This is a genomic window from Pseudomonas putida (genome assembly GCF_001941965.1).
Taxonomy (GTDB): domain Bacteria; phylum Pseudomonadota; class Gammaproteobacteria; order Pseudomonadales; family Pseudomonadaceae; genus Aquipseudomonas; species Aquipseudomonas putida_L.
On the sequence record NZ_MKZO01000011.1, the window covers coordinates 78,667 to 105,387 of the forward strand.

The 26,721-nt window shown below is 63.5% G+C and carries 32 protein-coding genes; 24 read left to right on the forward strand and 8 right to left on the reverse strand.

Annotated elements, in window-relative coordinates:
* Positions 1–426: a helix-turn-helix domain-containing protein gene (locus tag PSEMO_RS06755; RefSeq protein ID WP_205346236.1), complete on the reverse strand. Its 426-nt coding sequence runs from the start codon at positions 424–426 to the stop codon at positions 1–3.
* 84 nt (positions 427–510) lie between these two features.
* On the opposite strand from PSEMO_RS06755, the gene PSEMO_RS06760 reads away from it, so the two are divergent.
* The 13 genes from PSEMO_RS06760 (at position 511) to PSEMO_RS06820 (ending at position 8,909) form a co-directional block, all read left to right on the forward strand.
* Positions 511–723 (forward strand): DNA-binding protein, encoded by a 213-nt coding sequence (locus tag PSEMO_RS06760; protein ID WP_009405496.1) that lies wholly within the window; start codon positions 511–513, stop codon positions 721–723.
* Between the two features lie 355 nt (positions 724–1,078).
* Complete coding sequence (locus PSEMO_RS06765) at positions 1,079–1,558, forward strand: hypothetical protein (protein ID WP_075802370.1); 480 nt, start codon at positions 1,079–1,081, stop codon at positions 1,556–1,558.
* Positions 1,555–1,857, forward strand: coding sequence for a helix-turn-helix domain-containing protein (locus PSEMO_RS06770; RefSeq protein WP_009405493.1), 303 nt, complete (start codon positions 1,555–1,557; stop codon positions 1,855–1,857). Before PSEMO_RS06765 ends, PSEMO_RS06770 begins: the two co-directional genes overlap by 4 nt.
* Positions 1,858–1,867: 10 nt before the next feature.
* Positions 1,868–2,791 carry a hypothetical protein gene (locus PSEMO_RS06775; protein WP_037061979.1) on the forward strand — a complete coding sequence of 308 codons (924 nt, stop codon included), beginning with the start codon at positions 1,868–1,870 and terminating at the stop codon, positions 2,789–2,791.
* 3 nt (positions 2,792–2,794) lie between these two features.
* Entirely contained in the window at positions 2,795–4,570 is a 1,776-nt protein-coding gene (locus tag PSEMO_RS06780; RefSeq protein WP_075802371.1) for a DDE-type integrase/transposase/recombinase, read from the forward strand.
* Positions 4,570–5,760, forward strand: a complete 1,191-nt coding sequence (locus tag PSEMO_RS06785; protein ID WP_075802372.1) for an ExeA family protein — start codon at positions 4,570–4,572, stop codon at positions 5,758–5,760. The genes PSEMO_RS06780 and PSEMO_RS06785 overlap by 1 nt, the downstream gene beginning before the upstream one ends.
* 1 nt (position 5,761) lies before the next feature.
* The gene (locus PSEMO_RS06790) at positions 5,762–6,118 is read left to right on the forward strand and encodes a hypothetical protein (RefSeq protein WP_009405484.1); all 357 of its coding nucleotides are present in this window, start codon (positions 5,762–5,764) and stop codon (positions 6,116–6,118) included.
* A complete protein-coding gene (locus tag PSEMO_RS06795) occupies positions 6,115–6,753 on the forward strand; it encodes a DUF3164 family protein (protein ID WP_075802373.1) in 639 nt (212 codons plus the stop codon). The genes PSEMO_RS06790 and PSEMO_RS06795 overlap by 4 nt, the downstream gene beginning before the upstream one ends.
* Position 6,754: 1 nt before the next feature.
* Positions 6,755–7,444: a DUF2786 domain-containing protein gene (locus PSEMO_RS06800; protein ID WP_075802374.1), complete on the forward strand. Its 690-nt coding sequence runs from the start codon at positions 6,755–6,757 to the stop codon at positions 7,442–7,444.
* A gap of 1 nt (position 7,445) precedes the next feature.
* Positions 7,446–7,802, forward strand: coding sequence for a hypothetical protein (locus PSEMO_RS33435; RefSeq protein ID WP_178391972.1), 357 nt, complete (start codon positions 7,446–7,448; stop codon positions 7,800–7,802).
* Positions 7,799–8,248, forward strand: a complete 450-nt coding sequence (locus PSEMO_RS06810) for a gp16 family protein (RefSeq protein ID WP_009405476.1) — start codon at positions 7,799–7,801, stop codon at positions 8,246–8,248. Before PSEMO_RS33435 ends, PSEMO_RS06810 begins: the two co-directional genes overlap by 4 nt.
* Positions 8,245–8,604, forward strand: coding sequence for a Mor transcription activator family protein (locus PSEMO_RS06815; protein ID WP_009405474.1), 360 nt, complete (start codon positions 8,245–8,247; stop codon positions 8,602–8,604). Before PSEMO_RS06810 ends, PSEMO_RS06815 begins: the two co-directional genes overlap by 4 nt.
* Before the next feature lie 155 nt (positions 8,605–8,759).
* Complete coding sequence (locus PSEMO_RS06820) at positions 8,760–8,909, forward strand: AMP-binding enzyme (protein ID WP_256721025.1); 150 nt, start codon at positions 8,760–8,762, stop codon at positions 8,907–8,909.
* A 635-nt stretch (positions 8,910–9,544) separates the two neighbouring features.
* Here PSEMO_RS06820 and PSEMO_RS06825 read toward each other — a convergent pair.
* The gene (locus PSEMO_RS06825; RefSeq protein ID WP_075802375.1) at positions 9,545–10,324 is read right to left on the reverse strand and encodes an IclR family transcriptional regulator; all 780 of its coding nucleotides are present in this window, start codon (positions 10,322–10,324) and stop codon (positions 9,545–9,547) included.
* A 348-nt stretch (positions 10,325–10,672) separates the two neighbouring features.
* Here PSEMO_RS06825 and PSEMO_RS06830 point away from each other — a divergent pair, with 348 nt between their 5' ends.
* Positions 10,673–11,152, forward strand: a complete 480-nt coding sequence (locus tag PSEMO_RS06830; RefSeq protein WP_075802376.1) for a hypothetical protein — start codon at positions 10,673–10,675, stop codon at positions 11,150–11,152.
* 12 nt (positions 11,153–11,164) lie between these two features.
* Here PSEMO_RS06830 and PSEMO_RS06835 read toward each other — a convergent pair whose 3' ends face one another.
* The 3 genes from PSEMO_RS06835 to PSEMO_RS06840 all read right to left on the reverse strand — a co-directional run bounded on the left by PSEMO_RS06835 (position 11,165) and on the right by PSEMO_RS06840 (position 13,739).
* Positions 11,165–11,806, reverse strand: a complete 642-nt coding sequence (locus tag PSEMO_RS06835; RefSeq protein WP_075802377.1) for a helix-turn-helix domain-containing protein — start codon at positions 11,804–11,806, stop codon at positions 11,165–11,167.
* Positions 11,803–11,928, reverse strand: a complete 126-nt coding sequence (locus PSEMO_RS33755; protein ID WP_256721019.1) for a hypothetical protein — start codon at positions 11,926–11,928, stop codon at positions 11,803–11,805. The genes PSEMO_RS06835 and PSEMO_RS33755 overlap by 4 nt, the downstream gene beginning before the upstream one ends.
* A 203-nt stretch (positions 11,929–12,131) precedes the next feature.
* A complete protein-coding gene (locus PSEMO_RS06840) occupies positions 12,132–13,739 on the reverse strand; it encodes an IclR family transcriptional regulator domain-containing protein (protein WP_075802378.1) in 1,608 nt (535 codons plus the stop codon).
* A 175-nt stretch (positions 13,740–13,914) separates the two neighbouring features.
* Between PSEMO_RS06840 and PSEMO_RS06845 the strand changes: the two genes are divergently transcribed.
* The 10 genes from PSEMO_RS06845 to PSEMO_RS06890 all read left to right on the forward strand — a co-directional run bounded on the left by PSEMO_RS06845 (position 13,915) and on the right by PSEMO_RS06890 (position 23,518).
* A complete protein-coding gene (locus PSEMO_RS06845) occupies positions 13,915–14,724 on the forward strand; it encodes a ribonuclease activity regulator RraA (protein WP_075802379.1) in 810 nt (269 codons plus the stop codon).
* A 3-nt stretch (positions 14,725–14,727) separates the two neighbouring features.
* Positions 14,728–15,174 (forward strand): nuclear transport factor 2 family protein, encoded by a 447-nt coding sequence (locus PSEMO_RS06850; RefSeq protein WP_075802380.1) that lies wholly within the window; start codon positions 14,728–14,730, stop codon positions 15,172–15,174.
* Positions 15,175–15,186: 12 nt separating this feature from the next.
* Positions 15,187–16,593, forward strand: coding sequence for an aldehyde dehydrogenase (NADP(+)) (locus PSEMO_RS06855; RefSeq protein ID WP_075802381.1), 1,407 nt, complete (start codon positions 15,187–15,189; stop codon positions 16,591–16,593).
* Between the two features lie 15 nt (positions 16,594–16,608).
* Positions 16,609–16,902, forward strand: a complete 294-nt coding sequence (locus PSEMO_RS06860) for a Dabb family protein (protein ID WP_075802382.1) — start codon at positions 16,609–16,611, stop codon at positions 16,900–16,902.
* A gap of 85 nt (positions 16,903–16,987) precedes the next feature.
* A complete protein-coding gene (locus tag PSEMO_RS06865) occupies positions 16,988–18,277 on the forward strand; it encodes an MFS transporter (protein ID WP_075802383.1) in 1,290 nt (429 codons plus the stop codon).
* A gap of 63 nt (positions 18,278–18,340) precedes the next feature.
* Positions 18,341–19,153 (forward strand): NAD-dependent epimerase/dehydratase family protein, encoded by an 813-nt coding sequence (locus PSEMO_RS06870; RefSeq protein ID WP_075802384.1) that lies wholly within the window; start codon positions 18,341–18,343, stop codon positions 19,151–19,153.
* Positions 19,150–20,241 carry a mandelate racemase/muconate lactonizing enzyme family protein gene (locus PSEMO_RS06875; RefSeq protein WP_075802385.1) on the forward strand — a complete coding sequence of 364 codons (1,092 nt, stop codon included), beginning with the start codon at positions 19,150–19,152 and terminating at the stop codon, positions 20,239–20,241. Before PSEMO_RS06870 ends, PSEMO_RS06875 begins: the two co-directional genes overlap by 4 nt.
* A 91-nt stretch (positions 20,242–20,332) precedes the next feature.
* Positions 20,333–21,196 (forward strand): aldose 1-epimerase, encoded by an 864-nt coding sequence (locus PSEMO_RS06880; RefSeq protein WP_075802386.1) that lies wholly within the window; start codon positions 20,333–20,335, stop codon positions 21,194–21,196.
* Positions 21,197–21,247: 51 nt separating this feature from the next.
* On the forward strand, positions 21,248–22,528 hold the full coding sequence (locus tag PSEMO_RS06885) for an OprD family porin (protein WP_075802387.1): 1,281 nt from the start codon (positions 21,248–21,250) through the stop codon (positions 22,526–22,528).
* 66 nt (positions 22,529–22,594) lie between these two features.
* A complete protein-coding gene (locus PSEMO_RS06890) occupies positions 22,595–23,518 on the forward strand; it encodes an alpha/beta hydrolase (protein WP_075802388.1) in 924 nt (307 codons plus the stop codon).
* Between the two features lie 107 nt (positions 23,519–23,625).
* On the opposite strand, the gene PSEMO_RS06895 is transcribed toward PSEMO_RS06890, so the two are convergent.
* From PSEMO_RS06895 to PSEMO_RS06905, 3 genes are all read right to left on the reverse strand, one after another.
* Positions 23,626–23,922: a hypothetical protein gene (locus PSEMO_RS06895; protein WP_075802389.1), complete on the reverse strand. Its 297-nt coding sequence runs from the start codon at positions 23,920–23,922 to the stop codon at positions 23,626–23,628.
* Positions 23,923–24,408: 486 nt separating this feature from the next.
* Positions 24,409–25,467 carry an ABC transporter substrate-binding protein gene (locus PSEMO_RS06900; RefSeq protein ID WP_075802390.1) on the reverse strand — a complete coding sequence of 353 codons (1,059 nt, stop codon included), beginning with the start codon at positions 25,465–25,467 and terminating at the stop codon, positions 24,409–24,411.
* Entirely contained in the window at positions 25,464–26,618 is a 1,155-nt protein-coding gene (locus tag PSEMO_RS06905; RefSeq protein WP_075802391.1) for an LLM class flavin-dependent oxidoreductase, read from the reverse strand. The genes PSEMO_RS06900 and PSEMO_RS06905 overlap by 4 nt, the downstream gene beginning before the upstream one ends.
* Positions 26,619–26,721: the final 103 nt, after the last annotated feature.

The window sequence follows — 26,721 nt, forward strand, 5'->3', positions numbered from 1 at the left end:
TCAGCGATTCACCACCAGCTTCAAGACCCTCTCGACCTGAGGCTCGTCCAGTGTTCGATCCCCGCCCAGCACGTTGTAAACCTCGGCTGCCACCGCTGCGAGTTTCGTGGCAGGCCAACGCTTACCGGCTAGACGGGCTGCGCTCTCCAACATCTCAGTGATGCGCTCCAAACGCCGTACATCAATCTGCTCGGGCTCCCCGTTGCTCTGTTGGCTAGAGCGATGTCCGGTCAGTACGAACTGAATATCAGCGCCAGCCTGGGCAAAGGAGAACAAAACTTCTCCGCCGGGAACGGCAGCGCCACGTTCGTAGCGCCCCCAAATCTCACGCGATACCCCGCATAGCTCAGCAGCTGATGCCTGTTTCAAGCCCAGCCGCACGCGCTCTTCCTTCATCCGATCAGCAGAAAGAGAAGAAAAGGTCACATAAACCCCTTGCTTAAGAGAACTTTGGTTCTCATAATCATCTACACAAACCTAAATCATCTTTGCATCACAGGAGCCACTGCCATGGCCACCCATGCCAAAGCCCTAAGCGCCGAGCAAGTGAAAGAAAACTTTCGTCGCGCCGGTAAAACGATCACTGAATGGGCCACCGAGAACGGGTACACCCGCAACGAGGTGTACCGCGTGCTGAATGGTCAAGCCAAGGCCCACTACGGGAAGGCTCATGACATCGCCGTCAAGCTGGGCCTGAAAGCCAAGCCGGCGTTGGCCGCATGAGGTCCATCATGACGCTCATACATCCCGTCTCGAACAATACCGATAATCAGCCAAAAGCTGCTCGGCCATTTCATCCAACGTACAGGCCACAGTGCCTTCCAACCCTAGGCCTGCGATCCGCAGATCGGCTTGTAGCTTCAGCTCACTCAAGCATCCCGCACGTTGGAGTGACCCAGCCAGGACCATCACACAGCGAGCAAGCCCCTCAATACGGCCTGCCAATTCTTCGAAATCTCGCACGTCCATCGGTGACCTCGGCTGTCAATTTACAGCAAAAGATTGCACGCACCGAAATCATTTTGCCTACCTGCAAAGCCCGGGTTTGTTTGGAAAGGTTTCCTCGGGGAGGCTTCCAATGAGCCGCCGTCGTTGGAAATCCCTGCGTCCGACCTCTCTGCGCCACGCCCTTGAGCTATGCAAAGATCACGCACGGGAGAACCTCAACAAAGGGGTCGAAAGGATCGCTGACGAGATGGGCCTGGCAGATCACTGGGCGCTGTACAAGTGGCTGCAAAGCGGTCGCATGCCTGCGAACTTGATCCGGCCTTATGAGCAGGCTTGCGGTTGTGACTTCGTCACCCGCTGGATCGCCGCCAGCGCAGGCCGGCTGACCATCGATATGCCGACCGGTCGCACTTGCACCGCTCAGGATATGCAGGCGCTGCAGGAACTACTCACCACTGCCGCAGGCAAGTTGCTGTCCTTCTACACCAAGCGCGTCGATGCAGACGACACACTCGCGGCTATCCAGTCCGCTATGGAAGGACTGGCTTGGCACAAAGGCAACGTCAAGCAAAGCGAACAACCACAACTTGAACTGGAGGGGCAGCCATGAGCCGCACCGTCTCTGCTGCTGCGCGCGTGCTGCGCGTACTGAAGGCTCTCAAGGGGCACACCGTAACGGGCCTGAGCAACACCGAGCTGGCTCAACTGACGGGTGACAGCCCCAGCAATATCACCCGTGCGATGCAGACCCTTATCGAAGAGGGCTTGGCCGTGAAGCTGGACAACGGGCGCTTCGCCCATTCGGTAGGCGTACTTCAGATAGCCCAGGCACACGCGGAACACATGGCTCGGCTGCAAAGCCGGATGCAGGAAATCAATCAGCGCATTGCCGCTGGCTCGATGAATTGAGGGGAACATCATGGCACGCAGCAAAGCTAAACCCGCAGAGCAGGAACAACTGCCCGCACTGAACGGTGAGGTTCTCACTGCTACGCAGAATGCGATGGCGGCCACACTGGCCTCGCATAGCGACGAACGCGACCTGCTGAATCAGCTCCTTGGCCAAGCTCAGATGGCAGGTGCCTTTGAAGAGTTTTCCCGAACCGTTCGGACTTCCAAGCTTGCCTACGTCAAGGAAAACAAGCTCTACAAGGCCATTGCAGGTAAGAAAACTCCGAACGGTTCGGAACTTTCCGGCACCTGGGAAGAGTTCTGCTCAATGCTTGGTATCTCGGTGGACAAAGCCGACATGGACATTACTAACTTGCGAGCCTTCGGTGAGGAGGCCCTTGAGTCTATGTCCCGCATGGGCATCGGCTACCGCGAAATGCGCCAGTACCGCCGGCTCCCCGACGATCAGAAAGCCGCCCTGATCGAAGTTGCTCAGACCGGCGACAAAGAAGCCTTCGTTGATCTGGCCGAAGAGATCATCGCCAAGCACGCCAAGGAAAAGCAGGAGTTGACCCAGCGCCTCGACGACGTGAACGCCGATTATGAGGCTCAATCCGAGGTCATGGCCAAGAAGACCGACGACCTGGACAAGACCAGGCAGGAACTGGAGAAGCTGCGCAAGCGCATCCAGGCACTGCCAGCCAGTGAGGCGGTATCGGAGTTGCGCCTGGAAACCACTGCAGTTGCTTTCGAGGCCGAGGCCAAGATCCGTGGTGCACTGCGCGAGGGGTTCTCGAAACTCGCAGAACTGGGCAGCGCTGGGGGCGATGACCAGCGTGTGTTCGCTGCCGGGCTGATCCGCCAGCTGGAGATCACTTTGGCTGAGGTGCGCAGCGAGTTTCACTTGCCCGCCGAGCTGGACGGTACTCCCGCTTGGATGGGGCAGGACTGAGCCATGACGCCCATCGAGATCCAGCTTCTGAGCCAGATTGCGGAGCGTGCTGCGAAGGCACCGCATGGTCAGCGTACCGCCGTGTACAAAGCCGGTGCAGCAGAGCTGGGCGTATCGGTTCAGACCCTTCAGCGCAAGCTCAAGGAGGTGTCCGTGAGGAATCAGCGCAAGCGCCGGAGCGATGCAGGGAATAGCGCGCTTCCCCTGGAGGAAGCCCGCTTGATTTCCGCCGTGCTCCTGGAGTCTATCCGGGCCAACAACAAGCAGCTCTCGACCATCGAACGTGCCGTTGAACGCCTGCGCAGCAACAACATGATCCTGGCCGGACGGGCTGACGAAACGACCGGCGAGTTCAAATCCCTTAGCAACGGTGCCATCGCCCGCGCTTTGCGAGCCTACAAGCTGCACCCGGAGCAACTGCTGCACGACGCCCCGGCGGTATCGCTGGCGAGCAAGCACCCGAACCACGTCTGGCAGATCGACGCCTCGATCTCGACCCAGTTTTACCTAGCGGATGACGGTGCCAAGGCTATGGACAAGGCCGAGTTCTACGACGGCAAGCCGGGCAACCTGAAGAAGATCGAACGCCAGCGCTTGTGGCGGTACGTGGTCACAGACCATACCAGCGGCACGCTGTACCTGGAGTACGTGCTGGGTGCCGAGTCAGCCGAGAACCTGTGCAGCGTGCTGATCAACGCGATGCAGAAGCGCCACGAAGCGGACCCGTTCCACGGCGTACCGTGGATGCTGATGACCGACCCCGGTGCCGCTATGACAAGCGGGTTGTTCCGCAATCTATGCCGGGCGATGAGCATCGAGTTGATCATCAACCAGGCAGGCAATGCGCGAGCGAAAGGCCAGGTCGAACAGGCTCACAACATTGTCGAACGCGAGTTCGAGAGTGCTTTGAGATTCCAGTCCGCTGGAAGCCTAGAGCAGATCAACGAGTGGGCCGGAAAGTGGATGCGCTACTACAACGCGACCTCGATCCACACCAGGACTCGTCGCACGCGGTACGGAGTCTGGCAGTTGATCACCGCTGACCAGTTGCGCCTCGCGCCGTCTGTTGAGGTCTGCCGCGACCTGGCCGTCAGCACGCCGGAAGAGCGCAAGGTCAGCAACATGCTGCGGGTGTCGTTCCGTGGTGCTCAGTTCGATGTCCGCTCGGTGCCGGGTGTGATGGTCGGCGAGAAGCTGCTGATCACCCGCAACTGCTGGCGCGACCAGGACTCTGCGATTGCTGTCCTGGTCGGCGAAGACGGTCGGGAGCAGTACCACGTCATTGACCGGATTGGAGCTGACCAGTTCGGCTTCGCGCAGACCTCGGCAATCATCGGTGAGCAGTACAAGCGCCATGCTGAGACGCCAGCCCAGCTGTCGCGCAAAGTCCTTGAGCAGCTAGCGACCGGGACCACCAGCGAGGAAGAGGCTCAAGCTGCACGCAAGGCGAAGGCCATCCCGTTTGGTGGCAGGATCGATCCGCACAAGCATGTCACCGACACCGTGCTGCCGGCCTATCTGCCGCGTCGCGGGACCAGCCTTGACGTCAATGCGCCTGATATCGAACTCAAGCCATACAGCCACGTTGAGGCCGCCAAGATCCTGCGGCCTCGGCTCGGCGCTCTCTGGTCATCCGAAACCTTCGGGTGGCTGCAACAGCGGTACCCACAAGGAGTACCTCAAGACCAGCTGGACGCTATCGAGTCCGAGCTGAAACGACCTGTAGAGGTCGCCCGCGCACCGCTGACCCTTGTCCGGGCGGCGGCAGGAGGTGAGTGATGTTGAAGTTGAAGCAAGTGCTGATCGACGTGGGCAAGCGCCAGTCGGCCTTGGCCGAGTCGCTCAGGCTGAGTTCGGCGACGGTCGCCCAGTTGGTGAACCACAACCAATGGCCTCGCAGCCTGGATCAGGCCGAGTTGAAAGCTCGGATCGCGGTATTCCTGGGTGCTGCCGGTGTCAACGACGCCGATATCGCCAACGCCTTTGAAGAAGTTGAAAAAGTGGATCTGCCGTGCGCCAACACAGCAGATCCGGCCCTTTCGCAAGAGCCGTCCGGGGAGGACGAACCTATGTTACTGCCAAAGCAAACCCTGCTGCCAACCACCCGCAAGGCCTTCGGGCTGTTCCGCGATCCGTTCGACGAGTTGCAGAGTGCAGCGGATATGTGGGTTAGCCCTGATATCCGTTATGTGCGGGAGGTGATGTATCAGACCGCGCGGCACGGCGGCTTCCTGGCCATTGAGGGCGAGTCCGGGGCCGGCAAAAGCACGCTGCGACGGGACCTGGTGAACCGCATCAACGAGAACAACGACCCGGTGATCATCATCGAGCCCTATGTCCTGGCCTCGGAAGACAACGACACCAGGGGCAAGACGCTGAAAAGCACGCACATTGCCGAAGCGATGATGGCGGCGGTCGCTCCCCTGGAGAAGCCAAAGAGCAGTCCGGAGGCGCGCTTCGCACAACTGCACCGCGCGTTGAAGGAGTCCCATGCTGCCGGTTATCGGCACTGCTTGGTGATCGAAGAGGCACACAGCCTGCCGATCCCTACGCTCAAGCATCTCAAACGCATCCTGGAGCTGGAGGTCGGGTTCACCAAGCTGGTCAGCATCATCATGATCGGCCAGCCCGAGCTGGGGGTGAAGTTGAGTGAGCGCAATGCTGATGTGCGGGAAGTTGTGCAACGGTGCGAGCGGGTCACCTTGGGGCCGGTGGAAGGCAACCGCGTGGAAGAGTTCCTCGCGTTTCGCCTCAAGAGCGCGGGTAAGGCATTGGCCGAAGTGATCGACGAATCCGGTATCAGCGCCATCGCTTCACGTCTTTCTCAGCCCGTCCGAACGGGTGGGCGTGAGCAGAAAGTTTCGCTGCTGTACCCGCTGGCGATCGGCAACCTGATGACCGCAGCGTTGAACCTTGCGGCCCAACTGGGCGTACCGGTCGTGACCGCTGATGTAGTGACGGGGGTGTGAGATGACCAGCATTAACCCAACCAATTCTGCGCGGCGGTTACGGCTTGTTCCCAGCACTGCCATCGAACCGGCCTTACCGGCCTGCAACACACTGACGCCGGAACTCGCCGAGAAGCTCGCAGCGGTCAACTCAGTGTCCCGTGGGCTGCGCACCGCAGGCGTGCGCATTGAGGCCACCGTTGTCCTGGACCTGACCATTTTCATCAAGGCAGAAAGCGCCGACTCGCTTGCTGCTGCCTTTCGGCAGCAGTGGCAAGGCGTCTGCTGGAGGACGGTCGGTAAACAGACCAGGAACACCGTCACCATTCATGGCGTGCGCGTCGTGTGGTTCACCCCCGTGAAGGAGCAAGACCAATGAGTACCACTACCCAATCAGTGAGTGCTGTGGAAATTCCAGCTGGCTTTGTAATGAATGCGGCGGGCCACCTGGTGCCTGAGACCCAGGTGCGTGACCACGACAAACTGCGTGATAGCGTTGCCCGCGATCTTGGCAATGCCGCTGAGCAGCTCAGTGCGGCGTTGGCCAACTTCAAGAAGCAAGCGCTGGCGGATATCGCTGACCTGATCACGGTGTCCTCGGAGCGCTATGGCGTGACGCTTGGTGGCCAGAAAGGCAATGTTTCGATCACCACCTATGACGGGCAGTACAAGATCGAGCGCGCCTTCGCTGACCGTATTGTCTTCACCGAAGAGATCCTGGCGGCGCGCGAACTGATCAACAAGTGCATCAGCGCCTGGTCGGAGGGCGCCAACAGTCACCTGCGGGTGTTGGTTGACCGAGCGTTCCGAGCCAACAAACAGGGACAACTCATGGTCAAGGACGTGCTCAGCCTGCTGCGGGTCGAAATCAACGATGTCGTCTGGAAGACCGCAATGCAGGCCCTGAAGGACTCCATCCAAGTGAACGGTACCGCTGTTTACATTCGGGTTTACAAGCGCCATGGCAATACCGACCAGTACCTGCCGATCAACCTGACGTTGGCGGGGGTGTGAGATGGACCAGGACCGCATCCTCGACAAGATCAAGAAGTGTCTGGAAATGGCCAAGGGCAAGGGTTCTAACCCGAACGAAGCAGAGATCGCCCTGCGCCAGGCCCACAAGCTGATGGAGGCTTACAACCTAGAGATGGGTGACGTGCTGGCAAGCATGGCTGGAGAGGCAAAGGTTGCAGCAGGGTCAGAGGGTGAGCCCCCGGCGTGGCGTGTGCGACTGGCCCGAGTCTGCGCTGAAGCCTTCGGTTCGACCTTCATCATCAACGCGCCCTGGTTCGAAGAAGCCTCATTTATCTACATCGGGTGCGGCGCATCGCCAGAGCTGGCTTGCTATGCGTACCAGGTGCTGGAGCGCCAGTTGCAGAAAGCGCGGCGGGACTACCTTGCAACGCAGAAACGTTGCAAACGCTCCACCAAGGTTGCGCGGGGGGACGCATTCGCTCACGGCTGGATCGACGCGGTGCAGGCCAAGGTCGAGCAGTTTGCGGGCGTCGAAGACAACATTGCCGAAGCGATACAGGCCTACATGGACAAGAAGTACCCGGATCTCGCCCCGGCCAAGATGAAGCGCCGCAAGCTCAAGGCGCGCGACGAGGTGGCGGGTGACGCCGGGTACAAGGCTGGCCGTTCGGCTCAACTGCATCACGCGGTTGGCCACCAACCCGTCGCGCGATTGACCCAGGGGGTGTGATATGTCGCAAGCCAACCCCTTTATTCCACCAGGCCGGGAGTATGGTGCGGTTGATACTGAAAACCGCTTGCGCGCCTTGGAAGGTTTCGATCTGGTGCAGTGCCGCGCCGCGCTTGCTGTTCCGCATCTGCAAAAGGCGGTCGAGAAGAAACTGCTCAGCCGCATTCGTCAGTTGGAGAAGCTTTCAGCTACAGAGTATCCCTGCGGCATCACGGTGAAATTGAAGTATCACAGCGATGATGAATGCATCGGGTGGGCTCACCGTGGCGACAATGGTGCATTACTGAGCGCCTACGGTCGTACGCCTCTTGATCCAGATGCCTGGATTATCGTGAGCGAACAGGAGGGCAGCCTGTGAGTACAGTTCAGTCCAATGCCAACCGTCTGCGTCTGATCAAGACGATCCATGTTGCTCGCCGCGAACTCCAGATGGATGACGACACTTATCGGCTCATGCTGTCGGGAATGCCTGCGCTGGAAGGCTGCACATCCACAGCAGACCTGAGCGTTCCAAAGCTGATGCAGGTTTTGGAACAGCTCAAACTGAAGGGCTTCAAGGTTCGTCCAACCGCTGGCAGCAAGCGACCAAGGGCGAAGGACGGCCAGTCTAGGAAGATCCGCTCGCTGTGGCTGTCACTACGGGATGCCGGTGCGCTTCGCGATCCGTCAGAGGAATCCCTGGTGAAGTTCGTCAAAGGCGTTACGGGTGTGGCTGCGCTGCAATGGCTGACCGCTGCCCAGGCCAGCCTGGTCATCGAGCAACTCAAACAGTGGCTGCAACGGGCTCAACAGGAGGCGGTATGAAAGAGTCGAGCACTGCCGGCGACTTGCTCCAGGCGCTCGCCGACCACGTCACGAAATCAGCGAAGGAGACACTGCACGTCAGCGATGAGGTTGCCGAGGCTCACGGCGTAGAGGTCGCGATGCAGATGGCGGCAGTCTGGGGCGGGCAGCAACTGTACATCCCGAAGGGCATCCATCTGCAAGCGTCCAAGCTGCATCAGCAGATCTTCGACGAATGGACCGGACGCAACCATCGCGAGATCGCAATGAAGCACGGCATCTCGCTGGCGTTTGTCTACAAGGTCGTAAAGCGCATGCGGCTGGCCGTGATCGCTCGCAACCAGGGTGATCTATTCCACGCCAACCTGGAGGAATGAGGACCGGGGCAGCGATGCCCCAACCCTTGCATCCTTTGCAACACTATTGCAGCCACCGTCCCACCTTGGCCCATCCCTTACCGGACTATCCCGGATTTATCTCGCCCACTCCCTAGGGTTTATCTCAGTCCCCAACACCTGGGGCTGTCGTGACGGTGGAGGAGTTGCTGGAGCACTGTCGCGGGTTGCTGTCGCGGTACAAGGTGCCGAGGCAGGTGCATTTCATCGAGGAGTTGCCGCGTTCGCATTATGGGAAGGTGCAGCGGAACCGGTTGTTGGCGGTGCTGGAGGCTGGCATTTGCTGATCCGGGTCATGCAGTGATCTTCCGGGCCTCATCGCTGGCAAGCCAGCTCCCACAGGTACAGCGCCGCTCTCAAGGACGGTGGTGAACCTGTGGGGCTTGCCAGCGATGAGCATGGGTATCTACATATCTCTCGCTCGGGCTCGGATTCTGGACTTGCGCTGGATCCGTAGGAGCGTGGCTTGCCCGCGAAGGGCCGCAAAGCGGCCCCAAAACCTGCCACGCCGAGCATCTGGAGTACAGCAGTCGCGCAGGCGCTGAATCCAGAAAGGCGTTCCCCTGCTAGCTCGTGCTGGATGGTTTTGGGGCCGCTTTGCGGCCCTTCGCGGCGGTTCGGCGGTCCGACAAGCCACGCTCCTACCTGAACCGCGTCGGCCATCAACCCGAGGTTGTAGATACCCATGCAGCGATGAGGCCATCAGAATCGACGGGAAACTAAACGGGTTGACTACCCCGGCTTGCTGCGTTTTCTCTGGTTTCGGAATGGGGAACAGGTTTGGGGCAGCCAGTGCTGAGACTATTTGCCCAGTCCTGCACGAGGCGTTGGTCAACAACCTGGCCAGTATCTACATCTGCCAAAGCCTCACGGGTTTTATCATCGCTATTCATTCGATGTACTCCTGATCAGTAAGGCGGGGCTAGAGATTCCCCAACTGCGCCGCAATCCCCTCACAAGCCCGCCGCACATGCGCTGCCAGTGCCGACCCCGGATGGGTCTCTTCCTCCATATCCAGCCCGGCCACCACCACCGCACCCAACGCCTGCCCACCTGCGACCCGGATCGGAAACGCCACCGACGACAACCCAGGCTTGAACTCCCCATGCCCAAAGGCGAAATCCCGCTCGCTGCGGATCAGTTGCAACCCCGGCAGTGCCTTGGCATAGCGCTCTTCCCCCAGCACCCCCAGCGCCAGCGCCTCGCTGTACGTCGCCAGCACCGCGCGCCCGCTGGGGCTGCCCTCGATGGGAAACTGATCCGCCAGGTCCACGATCACATTCAATGGTGTGGCCGGCGTCCACATCCGTTCGATCAGTACCACCTGGTCCCCCACCGGTACCGACAGCGAGACGATCGCCGGCCGCTCGCCGATCACCCGCTGCAGTTCGATGGCATAGGGCAGGGCCAGGCGGCGCAGGTTCAGGCGGTTCAGGTAGGCGGCGGAGTAGATCAGGCTTTCCGGGCCGATATGGTAGGTCGCCCCGCGGGACTCGATCAGGCCCCAGTACGTGAGGGTCTTGAGCAGGCGGTGGATGGTGGAACGCTCGATACCGGTCTGCCGCGCCAGGTCGAGGGCGCTGGCGCCGTGCTTGAGGTTGGCCAGGGCACGCAGCAGAACGATCGAGCGGTCGATGACCTGGACGCGTCCGCCGGCGTTGTCCTTGCCGTTGGTCGCAGGTTGAGGGGCAGAGATTTCCATCGTGACAGGGGATTCCAAAAGACCGGTCGCCAAGGTTAGCCGTGATCCGCCACCGGGTGAAGAGCCGGTGCCGGCGATTATTTCGCGACGGCTTAGATCGAATACGCATGCCGGTTATGAGCATGGATCTTTCGGCGATATCCGTTGCGTCGTTTTCGAGGCCATAGAGAACGAGGATTTCGGGATAGCGTTAAAACCGTTGCTATTGCATGAACCGCCATTGCCAAGGCCGTTCACTGGCCTGTGATCACGACCACGAGCGCTGCTTTCCCGCCATCTTGCCGCTGCGCCGGCGATCCCTAGAATCCGCCCCCATCTCCTCTCGTCACCTTGAACAAGGACTTCACCATGATGAACGCAATGCAGATGCCGATGATGAACAGCGCCATGCCGATGATGCCCATGACCGGCATGCCGATGATGATGGCGACCATGACCTGCAAGATGCTCGACGACGGCATGCTGTGCACTATGAAGCCTGCCGCCGGCATGGAGATGGCGATGTTCCGCAACAGCGCGGAAATGATGCAGATGATGATGAACTGCGGCATGCCGATGATGATGCAGTGCGGCAACCTGATGCTGATGGGCTGCAATCAGATGACCATGGGCATGCCCATGAACGGCATGATGATGCCGATGATGAAATGCATGATGGAATGCACCGTTATGGCCGACGGCATGACCTGCAAGATGATGCCGATGGCCGGCATGAGCATGGAGATGATGAACAGCTGCTGCATGCTCATGATGAAGATGATGAACGACTGCAGCATGCCGATGATGATGAGCTGCAACGGCATGCCGATGATGTGCTGCACCTGCTGACGCTTGGGTGACTCAGTCCCGGCTTTCGGGATGGGTCACCACCAGGTACGCCACCGCTTCGCTGTCCACCGGATTGCGATAGCGGTGGGGCTGGTCGGCGTAGAAGACGATTGAGTCGCCGGTCGACAGCAGGAAGCGCTCGTCGTTGACGCTGATCTCCAGCGCCCCCTGGGCCACCACCAGGTTCTCCCGTACCCCCGGACCATGTCCGGCGGAGTGCTCCTCACCCAGCGGGCTGATCCGCAATTCGTAGAACTCCGTCTGCTGCGGCGCATCCACCGGATACAGCGCACGGCTGACGAAGGTCCCCGCCGCACTGACCAGACGCTTGCTGTCGCGCTTGGGCAATAGCGTCACCCCGGCACATTCGTGCTGATCGAGAAAAGCCGCTACCGATACCTTCAAGCCCTTGGCGATCTTGCACAGCACGCGGATCGAAGGAACGCTGCGCGCGGATTCGACCTGCGCCAGCATGGCCCGGCTGACCCCGCTGGCACGGGCCAGGGCATCGAGGGACAACTGGCGCTTGGCGCGCAGGCGCTGGAGGTTGCTGGCGACCCGCTGGCCGATACCGTCGTCTTCCTGGGTGACGGCTTCGGGCAGGGTGAAGGGCGGTTCGTCGGCGGTGACCAGGAAGCGGTTCGGTGTGTTCATGCCTGCGGTACGGCCAGCCCGGCCTGCTGCACGTACATCGCCCAGAGCAGGCGGCCACGTTGCTGGGCCAGCTTGCGTTTGCGGTGCAGGGTGAAGTCGATGACGGTGGCGGCTTGGCTCATGGGGGGATTCCTTGTCTGGAGCAGGGGGCCATGAGGGGAGACTACTGGTTTGTTTTTAGAACCAGAAATACTGAATTTGCATTGGTTAATTCCATTTTGATATTGGTTCTGAAGGCCTCATCGCTGGCAAGTCAGCTCCCACAGGGATCGCGTGCACCGCTGAACCTGTGGGAGCTGGCTTGCCAGCGATGAGGCCCGAAAGGTCAAGGAAATCTGTTGATCTCACCCACTACCTGCCCACCCACCTCAGTCTCCACCTGCAGCACACCCCCCGAATCCGGCGCACTGCCCAGCACCTCCAGCTTCAACTCCTGCCGCGCACTGGTGATGAACAAGGTGCGCATCCCATCCCCGCCAAAACACAGGTCCGTAGGGCAGGGCACCGGCAACCCGATCATCCGCTCCAGGTTCCCCTCGGCATCGAAGCGCGCCAGGCTCCAGCCATCACGCTGGGTCGTCCAGACCCCGCCCTGCGCATCCAGCGCCAGGCCGCTGAGACTGCCGCCGCCCCGAGGTAGCGACGCCAGCCGCCGCACCGCCGTGCTCCCCGGCTGCAAGCGCAGGATATCCCCGGTCTCCGGCGCGATCGCATATACCGCGCTGCCGCTGGCATCCCAGCGAAACCCGCTGATCTGCTCGCTCAGCGCCCAGCCATGACGCAACTCGCCCTCGCTGCTCATCTCGCCGATCAGGCAACCGCTCGCCGTACGCGCACAGGCCCACAGGGTGCCCGACGGATGCCCGGCCAACGCCAGCAAGCGACTGCCCAGCACATCCTGCATCGGATGCTCGTTGCCTTCCCAGTCCACCAATGACCAGCCCCCGGCCTGGGCCACCAGCAAGCCGTCGCGGTGCAGCTCCATGGCCCGCACCGGCATGTCCAGGCGGGTGAGCAGGCGGCTGGTGTGCCCGTCCCAGCAATGGATCGCCGGGGCCAGGGTGTCGGCCCAGTACAAGAGGCCGCTCGCCGCATGCCAGCGCGGGAACGCCCCATGGAACGACCAGGGCGCCGGCAGCACATGCAAGGCTCCCGACGGCCGCTGCGTGGTCTCCGGTCGCAACTGCTCGCCCACCCGCCGTGCCGCATCCGCCAGCTCCGGGCCGAGCAGGGTCAGGCGCTCCAGGGTCAGGCGATAGGCCGGTCCGGCCACGCTCAAGGCGCCGCGCACCACGCCCTGCTTGTCGATGATCGGCGCCGCCACGCAGCACACGCCGAGGCGGATTTCCTCGTCGTCGAGGGCATAGCCGCGGGTGCGGGTGATCTGCAGTTCGGCCAGCAAGCGGCGGCGGTCGGTGATGGTCAGCGGGGTCAGCGGTTCCAGCACCACGCCCTTGAGGATCTCGTCCCGCGCCGCTGCCGACAGCGCCGAAAGGATCGCCTTGCCCTGGCCGGTGCAGTACACCGGCTTGCCCTGGCCAAGACTGGCCGCCGAACGCTGGGTATGGGCGCCATCACAGCGCTCCAGGGACAGCACCTGGTTGCCGTCGAGCACCGCCAGGTACGAGGTCTCCCCGGTCAGGTCGCGCAGGGCGCGCAGCTCCTCGCTGGCCGCCGCCACCAGGTCCGGCTCCAGGTAGGCGTTGCGGACCATCTCCAAGTAGTTGAAGCCCAGGCGGTAGACCTTGCGCGTCGGGTCGCGGCGGATCATCCCGCGCTCCACCAGGGTGGCGAGGATGCGGTACAGGGTGGTGCGCGGCAGCGGCACCTGGTCGGCCAGCTGTGCCTGGCTGATGCCGCTGGGCATGGCGCCCACGGCCTGGAGCACGTCAAGGGCCTTTTCGAGGGCGGCGGTACCTTCACCTGGTTTCATCGGTTATTCCCATCAGTTGGAACGGAACGGCTGTGGCACCGATTCTGCCCCTTTTCGCCGGGACTTTCCCCCATAGAATCGGCCTCAACGGGGGTTGAAGCCGGCGCTTGTTCCACATGGTGGGAATTGGCGTCGACCACCCATCGGATGAATCCCGCCTGGAGAACCTATAAGAATGTCCGTCATCCATACCTATGCCGATGCCCACGAAAGCACCTCGGGCAAGCGCGTCGAAGTCAGCGACGCCACCCTCGCCAAGCTGGCTGCCTGCAGCAGCGGTTCGCTGACCACCCAGCTGTTCAAGCGTGGCTTCCGCCAGCCAGCCCTGGTCGGCCTGCGCGCCATGACCCGCGATACCAAGCCGTTCGCCGGGCGCGCCTTCACCATGCGCTTCATTCCTGCCCGTGAAGACATCGACACCTACCAGACCATGACCACCAAGCCCAACGACGACAACCTGCAATGGGTCGGCGTGGAGCAGGTGCAGGCCGGCGACGTGCTGGTGATCGACAGCCGCAACGACCCGGCCGCAGCGTCCGCCGGCAATATCCTGGTAACCCGCCTGCTGGCCCGTGGCGCCAAGGCCATCGTTACCGACGGCGCCCTGCGCGACGGCAGCGAGATCGCTGCGATGAACCTGCCGGCCTATGCCCGCGAGATCACCGCCACCACGCGCATCTCCTACCACCACGTCGCCGACCTGCAGGTGCCGATCGGCTGTGCCGGCGTCGCCGTGTACCCGGGCGACATCATCGTCGGCGATGCCGACGGCCTGACCGTGGTCCCCGCGCACCTGGCCGAGGAACTGGCCGAAGTGTGTGGCGTGCAGGACGACATCGAGAACTACCTGGCCATGCGCATCGCCTCGGGCGAGCCGCTGTGGGGCGTCTACCCGCCGAGCCCGACTTCGGTCTCCGACTACCACGCCTGGGTCGCCAGCGGCCGCCCGGCGATCCCCTCGATCATCGACAAGAAGGAGGACTGAACCGTGGCCGAGCACAAGCACGCGCAACTGATCCGCCGTTACTTCGACGCCTGCAACGAGGGCGACTACGACAAGCTGGTGTCCTGCTTCACCCCGGACGCCGTGCATTACTTTCCCGCCGGCCTGCCGGAAGTGCCCTGGCGCACGGCCGACACCATCGCCCGCAAGTGGGTGTGGTGCGTGGAAAACCTGGGCTCGCAGTGGACCATCGAGAAGATCCTGGTCAGCCACGACAGCCATGAAGCGGTGATCGAGTGGACCCACTGGAAAAGCAAGCTGGGCACCGCCCTGCGCGGTGACGAGTGGTACATCTTCGACGAGGAAAGCGGCCTGATCCGCGAGATCCGCGCCTACTACGCCTCGCCGGCGGACAAGGAGGTGGCGATCAACGAGCTGGTGGCCTTCGACTACACCGGCCGCGGCTACCACCTCGAACCCAAAGCCCGCTGAAGGAAGCGTTCAATGAGCATTCAACAAGATCCGTCCCTGGCGCTGATCGACCAGGTCGTCGCCAAGGCCGTTGCCGCCGCTGATTTCTGGGCCGAGTCCCCGGCCGCCGTGCGCGCCGCGCTGCTCAATGGCCTGGCTACCGCACTGGAAGAGCAGCAGGCCGAACTGGTTGCCATTGCCGACCGTGAAAGCGGCCTGGGCGAAGGCCGCCTGAACGGCGAAGTGGCCCGTACCGCCTTCCAGCTGCGCGGTTTCGCCAGTGAAGTGGAAGCCGGCGTGCCGTATCGCCAGGTGGTCAGCGATGCCGTGGCCGGCGCGCCGCCTGCCGGGCGTCCGGCGCTGGTGCGGGTGCAGCGCGCACTCGGTCCGGTCGCCATGTTCTCGGCGAGCAACTTCCCGTTCGCCTTCTCGGTGCTGGGGGGCGATACCGCCTCGGCCCTGGCCGCCGGTTGCCCGGTGGTGGTCAAGGCGCATTCCGGTCACCCGGAGCTGTCCCGCGCCGTGTACGAGCTGGCGGCCGGCGTGGTTCGCCAGCAGGGCCTGCCGGAAGGCGTGCTGACCCTGGTCGAGGCCACGTCCCGCGCTGGCGGTACCTACCTGGTGCAGCATCCGGGTATTGCCGCGGTAGCCTTCACCGGCTCCTACCAGGGCGGCAAGGCGCTGTGGCAGGCGGCCAATGACCGTCCGCGCCCGGTGCCGTTCTTCGGCGAGCTGGGGTCGATCAACCCGCTGGTGGCCCTGCCTGCCGCCCTGGAAAAAGACAGCGAAGGCCTGGCGAAGACCCTGGCGGGCTCGATCACCCTCGGCTGCGGTCAGTTCTGCACCAGCCCCGGCCTGATCGTGCTGCTGGACTCGGCCCACAGCGAGCGTTTCGTCGCCCAGCTGGCCGAGGCCATTGCGCCGATCGCCACGCACCGTATGCTCACCGCCGGCATGCGCCAGGGCTTCGACAGTGCTGCGGCCACCGTGGCCGCGAATGCCGCTGCCGTGTTCACCCCGGCGGCCGATGGTGCCGGTCCGGCGCCGCGCCTGTTCAGCACCGATGCGGCGGCGTTCATCGCCAATGCCCATCTGCGCGAGGAGATGTTCGGCCCGGCGGCGCTGCTGGTGCGTGCCGCTTCGGTTGTCGAAGTCGTGGCCGTGCTGGAAGCGGTCGGCGGCACCCTGACCACCACCCTGTGGGGTGCCGAGCAGGCCAGCGAGGACAATCGCCAACTGGTTCGCGCTGCGCAGAAGGTCTCCGGTCGCGTGCTGTTCGGCGGTGTGCCGACTGGCGTCGCGGTCTGCCACGCCCAGCAGCATGGCGGTCCATGGCCGTCGTCCACCACCCCGCAAACCACCTCGGTCGGCTATGCCGCGCTGGAGCGCTTCCTGCGCCCGGTCGCGCTGCAGGACGCGCCGGCGTGGACCCTGGGCTAAGGGGAGGGCGGCACAATGATGCGTCATGTCGTGATGTTCCGCCGCCTCGCCCATGTCGAGCGGCAGCCGGAACTGGAGCAACGCCTGGTCGCGCGCATGCGTGACCTCGATCAGGAGATCGATTTCATCCGTGACTGGACCGTCGCCGCCAACGAGCTGGATCGCCCCATCTGCTGGGACTACATCCTCGACTCGGGCTTCGACGATGCCGCCGCGGTAGAGCGGTACCTGCCACACCCCGCGCACCAGGCCCTGGTCGCGGACCTCAAGCAGTATTTCGAGTGGGTGGCAGTGGATTACAGCGTCTAGACCCGACAGGCTGCCGGACCCTGCCTGGGGTCCGGCGCTATAACAACAAGATCCGGTTTGCTACTGGCGCCGGACGGAGACGTACATGAACAAGAAAAAGAATTACCGCTGGACGATCCTGACGATGCTGTTCATCGCCATGATCATCAACTATGTCGATCGGGCCGCACTGTCCATCGCCATGCCCTTCATCACCCAGGAATACCATCTGACCCCTGCCGAAAAAGGCATGATCTTCAGTAGTTTCTTCTTCGGCTACGCACTGTTCTGCTTTGTCGGCGGCTACCTGGCCGACCGCTTCGGGCCGAAGAAGGTGCTAACCTGGTCCATGAGTTTCTGGTCGGTGCTCTGCGGTTCCACCGCGCTGGCCTTCAACTTCTGGTCGCTGCTGATCGTCCGTGCCCTGTTCGGCGTGGGTGAGGGTCCGGTCTCGACCACCGCGAACAAGACCGTCAACAGCTGGTTCCCGATCAAGGAACGCGCCCGCGCCATCGGCATCAACCAGGCCGGCGGCCCGCTGGGCGGTGCCCTGGCCGGCCCGATCGTCGGTTTCCTCGCCCTGTGGCTGGGCTGGCGCGTGGCCTTTGTGGTGATCGCCGTGGTCGGCGTGCTCTGGGCCATCGCCTGGTACCGCCTGGCGACCTCGACCCCGCAGGAGCACGCTAAGGTCTCGCCGGAAGAACTGGCCGAGATCAACGAAGGCCGGGTCGCCCCGGTGATGACCGCCGAACAGGCCCCGCGCACCCCGGTGCTGCAGATCATCCTGCAACGCTCGGTGCTGGTCACTGGTGTCTCGCTGTTCTGTTACAACTACATCCTGTACTTCTTCATGACCTGGTTCCCCAGCTACCTGATCGACGCCAAGGGCATCGACCTCAAGGCCATGAGCATCGTCACCGCGCTGCCGTGGCTGGTGGGTACGGTCGGCTTCGTCTGCGGCGGCCTGCTGATCGACTGGGTGTTCAAGCGCACCGGCAAGCAGCTGTTCTCGCGCAAGGTGGTGCTGGTCACCTGCCTGCTGGTGGCGGCGGTGTGCATCGTCCTGACCGGCCGGGTCGAAAGCGTGACCGCTACCGTCGCGGTGATGACCGTGGCTATCGGCTTCCTGATGTTGACCGCACCGGCCTATTGGTCGCTGATCCAGGACGCGGTGCCGGATCACCAGGTGGGCACTGCCGGCGGCTTCATGCACGGCCTGGCCAACCTGTCCGGCATCGTCGCGCCGACCGTGACCGGCTTTATCATCCAGGCCACCGGCACCTACGGCAGCGGCTTCGCCCTGGCCGGAGGCCTGGGTGTGCTGGGTGCGCTGATCGTGGCGTTCTTCGTCGGCAAGGCGCCGTCCAGGCGCGACGCCGTGGTCGCGGCGGCCTGACAGTAAACGCGGCCTGCGGGCCGCAACCCGCTTGTGCAATTACCAGGATTTCAGGAATTCGCTATGCCTACGCTTCTTGTCACCGGCGCCGCCGGTATCGTCGGGACCGCCCTGCGGCCCTTCCTGCGCCAGCGCTACAACCTGCGCCTGCTCGATCGCAAGGCGGTCGCGGACCTGCACGAAGGCGAGACCGCACTGGTCGGCGACCTCACCGACCCGGCCTGCGTGCAGCGCGCGGTGGACGGGGTCGATGGCATCCTCCACCTGGCCTGTGCCCATGGCACCGACATCCACTTCAACAGCACCGTCGAGCCCAACTACCACGGCACCCTGTACCTGCTGGAAGCGGCGCAGCGCCATGGCGTGAAGCGCTTCGTCTTCGCCAGCAGCCACCATGTGCTGGGCCAGTACCGCAGCGACCTGGCCGAGTTTTTCGATGACATGCCGGTGGCCCCGGACAGCTACTACGCCCTGAGCAAGGTGTTCGGCGAAGCGGCCTGCACCACCTTCTCCCTGCGCAGCGACGTGGCGACCTTTATCGTGCGGATCGGCAATGCCGACCCCAAGGTCTCCGACGCCCGCCGCCTGCGCATGTGGACCAGCGCCCGCGACCTGGCCCAACTGATGCTGATCGGCCTGGAGCATCCCGAGGTGCGCAACGAGATCGTCTATGGCGTCTCGGAAAGCCCCAACCCGCTGTTCCACAACAACCGCGCCCGCGCCCTCGGCTACAAGCCGCAGGACAATGCCGGCGAGCATCTGGCCGACAATTACCTGCCTTATGAAGCCATGGCCGCGGAAGGCTCGGGCCGCGACCATGTCGGCGGCGCCTACGCCGGCGTGCCCCTGGCTTCGCTGCTGGAGAACCTGCAATGAAGATCGTCCGCATCGACACGCAGATCGTGGAAATCCCGTTCCATGATGGCGGCAAGGGCCAGGGCATCACCCCGACCACCTGGAACACCCTGGAAAACGTGCTGATCCGCATCGAGGACGAGCAGGGCAATGTCGGCTGGGGCGAGGCCTTCGGCTACTTCGTCGCCAATGCCACCAAGGCCCTGATCGACCGTTTGATCACGCCGCTGCTGCTGAACCGCGAGATCATCGATATCGCCGCGTTCAACCAGGAGCTGCAATTGCGCCTGCACCTGTTCGGGCGCTATGGCGTAACGATGTTCGCCATCTCCGGCATCGATATCGCCATGTGGGACCTGGCGGCACGCCGGCGCAACCTGCCGCTGCACCGGCTGCTGGGCGAGGCGGTGCGCGAGAGCGTGCCGGCCTATGCCAGCCTGGTCCGTTACGCGGACAACGAGGTGGCCCCGGCCATCTGCGAAAAGGCCCTGGAAATGGGCTTCCGCGATATCAAACTGCATGAAGTCACGGTCGACGAGATCGCCGCCTGCCGCCGCGCCATCGGCGACGACGTGCCGCTGGCCACCGACGTCAACTGCGGCTGGAAGGTCAGCGATACCCGCGACTGGCTGCCAGCGCTGCGCGATCTGAAGCTGGCCTGGCTGGAAGAGCCGATCTTCCCGCCGGAAGACTTCGCCACCCTGGCCAGCCTGCGCGGGCAGGGTGTGCCGCTGTCGGCGGGGGAGAACTGGTGCACCGCGGTGCAGTTCGAGCAGGCCCTGGTGACGGGCGCGGTGGATTCGATCCAGCCCAGCGTGACCAAGGTCGGCGGTATTTCCGAATGCCTGCGCATCGGCGAACTGGCGCGCCAGCGTGATGCCGTGGTGTTGCCGCACTGTCCGTACTTCGGCCCCGGCCTGATCGCCACCCTGCACCTGGCGGCGGTCCAGCCGTGGGTGCCGCAGGTGGAGTACCTGTTCGTCGAGCCGGCGGACTGGCTGTATCCGGTGGAGTCGCTGCGCAGCGGCAACCAGTTGCAGATCCCGCAAGGCGCGGGCCTGGGCCTGGACATCGATCAGCAGGTGATCGAGCGCTTCCGCCGCCACTGAGGTTTCTTCGTCCTTTGGCTTTCAACCTCCGCCACGCTCTGGCGTGGCGGCAGGGGCTTGTCGTGCCCGCTTTCGGGTAACGGAGGGTCTTATGCAACGTCTCGAACTGAACAATGCAACCTGGAAGCTGGCCCTGCTGCCGGCCTGGGGCGGGCGTATCGCCGCGCTCAGCGCCGAAGGGCTGGAAGTGCTGCTGCCGATCACCAGCGAGTCCTTCGACCCGCTGGACTGGCCGCGGGCCGGGGGGTATCCGCTGTTTCCGTATTCGAACCGGATTCGTGATGCGCGCCTGGCATTCAATGGTGTCGAGCATCGTCTGCCGGCGCATCACGCGGCCTTGCCGCATACCCTGCATGGGGTCAGTCATACCCAGCCGTGGCAGGTGGTCAGCGTCGGAGCCGAAAGGGCGCTGATCCGCTGCGATTACCAGGGCGAGCACTGGCCCTGGGCGTTTCGTGCCGAGCAGGAATTCGTGCTGGAGGGCAATCGTCTGCGGGTCACCCTGCGCCTGGTCAACCAGGGTGATACGCCGATGCCGGCCGGGCTCGGCCTGCATCCGTACTTCCAGCGTCATCCGGGGATGCGCGTCGAGTACCGGGTCGGGCGCGAATGGCAGATCGATGCCGACTACCTCGCCACCGGCGACTACCAGGACGCGCCGAACACCCTGCGCATCGCTGCCGACAACGGCGAGTCGGTCGCCCATTACCAGTCCCGCTGGGACGGCAAGGTGCGGGTGGACTATCCGCAGGGTTCGCTGGAGTTGCACAGCGACCTGACCCACATGGTCGCCTTCGCTCCCGCGGGCCTGGGCTACCTGTGCCTGGAACCCGTTTCCCATCTGGCCGACGCCTTCAACCGCCCCAGAGCGGAGTGGGCCGAGGTCGGTACTCATGAACTGGCCCCGGAAGAGGCCCTGGAAACCACCTTGGAGTTCATCTGGCGGGGCCGCTGAGCCGCGTCGCGCGTTACTGATCCACCATCCCTAAAAAAGAGAACAACAACAATGAAATCATCCTCGTATGGGGCGGGCTTCGCTCGCTCGGCAAAACCCCTGGCACTGCTGCTGGGCCTGGCGCCGCTGGGCGCCCATGCGGCGTTTTTCGAAGACGCCAAGGCCAACCTGACCCTGCGCAACTTCTACTACAACCACGACCTGCGCGACTCCACCAAGCCGGCGCAATCCAAGCTGGAGGAGTGGGCCCAGGGCTTCATTCTCAAGGGTGAGTCGGGTTACACCGAAGGCACCATCGGCGTGGGCGTGGACTTCTATGCCGGCCTGGGCCTGAAGCTGGATTCGTCGCCATCGCGCAGTGGCACGGCCTTGCTGCCGGGTGCCTACGACCGTGCCGGCGGCCCACGCAATGCCGATCCGCGCTCGGTGGATCAGTTCTCCGAAGCCACGGCTGCGCTCAAGTTCAAGTACTCGAAAAGCGAGCTGAAGGTGGGCGGGCTGTTCCCGAAGATCCCCTTGGTCAGCTCCGGTGATGCACGCCTGCTGCCGCAGTTCTTCGAAGGCGCGATGCTCGATGTGAAGGAGATCGACAACCTCGACCTCAGCGTCGGCCAGATGCGCCAGGTCAACCAGCGTGAATTCGCCGGGGCCCGGGATATCCAGGTGGGCAACTACTACAGCGTGTTCAGCGACCGCTTCAACTACCTCGGCGGCACCTGGCGCATCACCCCGCAATGGTCGGCGGGGCTGTGGGGCGGGCGGCTGGAGGATGTCTACCAACAGAACCTCGCGACCGTCACCCACACGCAGAAGCTCGGCGACTGGAACCTCTCCGGCACGCTCAACTACCTCGATACCGGGGAATCCGGCGCCGAGAAGGCCGGCAAGCTGGACAGCCGCATGACCTCGGGGATGCTCAGCGCCAATCTCGGGCCGCAGACCTTCCGCGTCGGCTACCAGTACAACGCCGGTGACAGCGCGCTGCCGTTCATTCACGACACCGATCTGCCAGCGGCGGCCAATGCCGTGCAGGTGCTGCGTTTCGACCGCGCCCAGGAGCGTTCGTGGCAGGCGCGCTACGACCTCGACTTCGCCTCGCTGGGTGTGCCGGGGCTGGTGGCCTTCGCCCGTTACGTCAAGGGCGACAACTTCAAGGTGGCGGGTGAGGACGGCAGCGAGTGGGAGCGCAATATCGACATCACCTACACCGTGCAGGACGGGCCGCTGAAGAACCTCGCCCTGCGCCTGCGCAACGTCCAGTTGCAAGGCGATGCCACCGGGCGCCGGGATGAGAACCGGGTGATCCTGGCGTACACCTTGCCGTTGTTCTGATCCTTGTCTTGAACCCTGCCGCTGCCCTGGAACGGGCGGCGGCTTTTGCGTTTTTGGAGTGTTGTCATGAGTTATCGCCTTGATCCGGAAATCCAGGCCTATGTCGAGGCTTGCCAGCGGTTCGTGCCTGTCGATGAGAGTATCGAGGCGCGGCGGGATGCTTTCCTGCGGGCTTGTCGGGCGTGTACGCCGGAGGCGCCGGAAGGTTGGTCTATCGCTGACCGGGTGTTGGATGGCGTGAATCTGCGGGTCTACAAACCGGCGGGAGCGGTGCCGGAGGGCGGCTGGCCAACGCTGTTGTATCTGCATGGCGGTGGGTGGAATCAGGGCAATCTGGATACCCATGACTGGTTTGCCCATGCCCTTGGGCGGCGGGTATCGGTAGCGATCGTGGCGGTGGAATACCGGCTGGCGCCGGAGCACAGCTATCCGGCGCCGCTGGAGGATTGCCTGGGGGCATGGAATGGCTTGCGCGAAGGGCGGGTCGATGCGCAGCTGAGTCGCGAGCGGCTGATCGTCGGGGGTGACAGTGCTGGCGGGACATTGGCTGCCGGGTTGTGCATGGCCTTGCGTCGGGAGGGTTTGCCGCAGCCGTTGGGGCAATTGCTGGTCTATCCGGTGCTGACGACGCGGGAGGATTTGCCGTCGATGAGCGAACATGCCGAGGCGCCGTTGATGACGGTGACGGGGTTGCGGCGGTCGCTGGCGGGGTTTCTGCCGAAGCAGGGTGATTGGCGGGATCCTTGTGCGATGCCGTTGGAGGCCGGGGATTTTAGCGGGCTGGCGCCGGCCTTTATCGCGGTGGCCGGGGTGGATCCGTTGCGGGATCACGGGGTGGCTTATGCGGCGGCGCTTGTGGGGGCGGGAGGCGAAGCCAAGGTCGAGGTGGTAGCGGGCTTGGTTCACTCCGGATTGCGCGCCTTCGGCGTGCAACGGGTAGAGCAGTTATGGAACCGCCTGGGCGCGATGGCCTTGCACTATCTAGCCTGACGACACGGACCCTGTGGGAGCTGGCTTGCCAGCGATAGCGACGGTGAATTCACTGACGTAATCGCTGGCAAGCCAGCTCCCACAGGGTCCGTGTCGAATTAGCTGGCTCAGCCAGACGCTTGCTCCGCGATCCCTCTCATCATCGACTCCGCCAACGCCCGGGACGCTTCGAGTGTGTGCTGGGTCGCCCAGAGAATTCCGGCCAGATGCTCCTGCTTGACCACGTCGCAGGCCTGGAGATTGGTTTCATAGGCAGAGCGCAACAGCACGATGAGATGGATCAGTGCTTCGTCGACATCGGCACCGGCGCACACGGCGAACAGCGGGGGATGGTGGCCGTCGCAGGCGGAAAAGCGGGTATGGACGGTGACGGCACGGGGTGGATCGGGGACGATCTTTTTCATTGCAACCCTCTATTGGTTATCCGGGCTGGCACTGATTTGCTGTCAAACAAATGGGTGGCAGCTGTACGTGGGTTGACAGACCGAGAATAGAGGAACCCGGCGCGCAACGAGTGCGCCCCACGCACAGCCGCCATAGCCAATGCACGGAAAGCTCCGGCAAAGGGTGTGGTGCTGAGGATCCAACTATTGATCGGCCTGTCAAAGCCGGTCGCCAGACATCAACGACGGCAGCAAGACTAGGCAGCGTTTCCCCAGCACGCAACAGCTAATAAGCCGCGGGAGTATGCTTGGGAAATTGCCTACAAGAAAGTCGGAAATCGGTGAAGTTTCGTTGCCTGATATGGCGGGAAACCGGCCTGACGACGCGGACCCTGTGGGAGCTGGCTTGCCAGCGATAGCGGTGGTGAATTCACCGACGTCATCGCTGGCAAGCCAGCTCCCACAGGGGCCGCGGCGAATCAAGCAAAGGGTGGCAACTTCACCCCCTCAGGTCGCAACCCGCGAAGTCGAACCGATCACCGCCTCCAGCACCCTGAAATCAATCCACTCCCGCACATCGAAGTGCCGCGGAATGAATTCCCACCGATACAGGAAATCGGTGAAGTCCTGCAGGGCACTGATCGACCGACTGTCGAGGGTAGTCCGCAAGCGCCGATGAGCATCCTCGCCATAGGCCGCCGCCACCCAGTACTCGCTGGTATTCAGCTCCCGCGCGAGATAGCGCCGGGTCTCATCCGGATTGGCCCAGGCCCATTGCTCGGTCCGCAACAGCACATCGACGATGCGCTTGCAGGCGCCGAAGTGGTTGTCCAGCAGATGGGTGTCCACGGTCAGCGTCCGCGGCGTGCCGTTGTTGGCGCGAATCAGCGGGTCGGGGTGCGAGCCGGTGTCGATCACCACATGCAGGCCCAGCTCGTAGGCTAGCTGCAACGCGGTGGCGCCCTTGAGGAAGATCGCGTCGATATCCCCGCGCAGCAGGCCGATCAGTTCGTTGTTGCGCCGGCTGATCCGGGCGCCGCTGAGGTAGACGGCGGCACCATGCACATGGGTGACCTGCTCGTCGCTGTGGGTCCCGCCATAGGGATAATCCACCAGCTCCACATCTCCCACGTTCAGGCCTTCCAGGCGCAGCGCATTTTCCAGCCCGCGCAAGGCCTGGGCGCGGGTGAAGTCGATTTGCACATTGGCCCACTTGGGCAGGCCGAAACGTCGGTTCTTCAAGTCGCGGACGGTTTTCACCCCGCTTTCGGCGGTGGTCAGGATCAACTGCACTTCATCCGCCCAGCTCAAGCCCAGCACCCGGGTTTCAACCCCGGCGGAGTAGGCCCAGATCGCCGGGATATTGCCGCCATGACGGACCGAGTTGGGCAGGTGGTGGTCGTAGTGCGCCTCGCGCACTTCCCGTTCGCTGGATTCGCGCAGGGACTGGATCGAGGTGCCCAGCGGGGCGAAGGCTTCGGCAAGGCGCCCGGTCTGCACGGCGATGCCGAGGCCGGTGGGCACCGGGCTGTGGGTGTACCAGAGGGTGTCGAGGGGCGTACTCATGAGGCGATCGAATCCTTGATGGCCGGAAGGGCAGGTTGGCGCAGCAACGGCAGGACTTCCTGGCCGATGCGCAGGGCTTCTTCCAGGTGCGGGTTGCCGGCGAGGATGAAGGTGGAGAAGCCAGCGTCGCGGTATTCGGCGAGGCGCTCGGCGATATTCTGGTGGCTGCCCACCAGGCCCACGGTCGGGCCCGGCTTGGCCTTGGCGAAACCGGCCCAGAGGTTGGGGCCCAGTATCAGGTCGTCGAAGTCCTGGATGTTCTGGTGATAGGCCGTCTGCCGCGCGCCGCCGACCGAGTCGCTGGCCCGGGTGAAGGCGCTGGAGACTGTGCTGGGCTTGCCTTCCAGGCGTTCGAACTGGCGGCGCAGGTCACGCCAGGCAGCGTCCTCGGTTTCCCGGGCGAAGAGGTCGACGCGCAGGCCGAAGCGCACGCTGCGCCCTTGCTTGTCGGCCAGTTCGCGGACCCGCTCGATATGCGGCCTGAGCTTGTCCACCGGCTCGGCCCAGTTCAGGTAGACGTCGGCATGCCGGGCGGCCACGTCCAGGGCCGGGTCGGAGAAGCCGGAGAAGTACACCGCCGGCTTGCGCTCGTTGCCCAGGCCCGGTGGCAGGGCGCCGTTCTCCAGGCGGTAGATCTCGCCCTCGTAGCTGAAGCGCTCGTTGTTCCACAGGCCGTCGATGATGTCGAGGAACTCGCCGGTACGCTGGTAGCGCTGGTCATGGTCGAGGAAGTCGCCCTGGGCGCGCTGGCTGGCCGGGTTGCCGCCGGTGATGATGTTCCAGTCGAGGCGGCCGTGGCTCAGGTGCTGGAGGATCGCCGCTTGCTGCGCGGCATAGGCGGGCAGGGTCCAGGTGGCCTGGAAGGCCACGAGGAAGCGCAGACGCCGGGTTTCCCGGGCCAGGGCGGCGGCGACGATCCACGGCTCCGGGCCGGTGGGCAGCAGGGCGCCTTCGAAGCCGGCCAGTTCGGCGGCCTTGGCCACCTGGGCGATGTAGTCGATGTAGGTGAAGCCGTCAGGGCTGCCGTCGGCGAGCAGGCCGGGGGCGATATGGCCGTGCCGGGCGGCGAAGCTGCCGCGGTTGTGTTGGTCGGTGGTGAGTTGCGGGCCGTCGGTGCCGAGGGGCAGGCGCCAGAAGAATTCGGTGGTCATGGCGGGTCCTTTGGTGAATTGAAGAGGGGTGGTGCAACCTGTGTGCCACGGTGTTCTCAGGGGCCCCATCGCTGGCAAGCCAGCTCCCACAGGTACTGTGTTC